General features: G+C 54.2%; 2 protein-coding genes. Both read right to left on the bottom strand.

The features are described from left to right. Positions 1 to 40: 40 nt before the first annotated feature. Positions 41 to 274 (bottom strand): hypothetical protein, encoded by a 234-nt coding sequence (locus RE027_RS18210; protein WP_368809705.1) that lies wholly within the window; start codon positions 272 to 274, stop codon positions 41 to 43. Beyond that, on the bottom strand, positions 271 to 517 hold a 247-nt coding region (locus RE027_RS18205), incomplete at its 5' end, for a toxin YdaT family protein (RefSeq protein ID WP_368809704.1). The genes RE027_RS18210 and RE027_RS18205, both read right to left, overlap by 4 nt.

The raw sequence follows: 517 nt of genomic DNA, 5'->3' as shown, positions 1-517 counted from the left end.
GACCGTTACAGACGGTCTGAAAGGTATTACTTTTGCGAGGTTACCCACGGCCACTCTCCTTACGTTTCAGTTCTTCCAGGATGGCGCGCATCTTCTCTGCCACAATCGGATTAACCGAGCGGATGAAGAGGTCGCGGGTTATGTTTTTATGTACAGCGGTATGGTAATAGCGTGGATTTTTTGCCATTATTCCTCCTGCAACTACTGTCGTTTTTGCACCAGAAAGTCGGTTCTGTTCGCGCAGACCGGCTTTCGCCATTTCTGTAGTTCTCACATACCCCCCAGCATTGAAGTGACCATGGCCATCAGCGGCGCGGTCAGGTCCGGGTCGACACGGAACATCTCTACGATCCCCTCACTGAGTTCCTTGAGCTTCTGGTGACGCGGGGCGTTCATCGCAACGGCCACTTTCGCCTCACTCGTTTCCTTCTCAAGTCGTGCTAAGCGGGACATGAAGCTGTCCTCTGGGAGAAGTCGATGGCGGTACTCCAGCGGCAGGACGGCCATGATTGCCGGG

It is taken from the genome of Kocuria sabuli, assembly GCF_040981185.1.
GTDB lineage: Bacteria > Actinomycetota > Actinomycetes > Actinomycetales > Micrococcaceae > Kocuria > Kocuria sabuli.
This window is presented reverse-complemented; position numbering and strand designations above follow the sequence as displayed.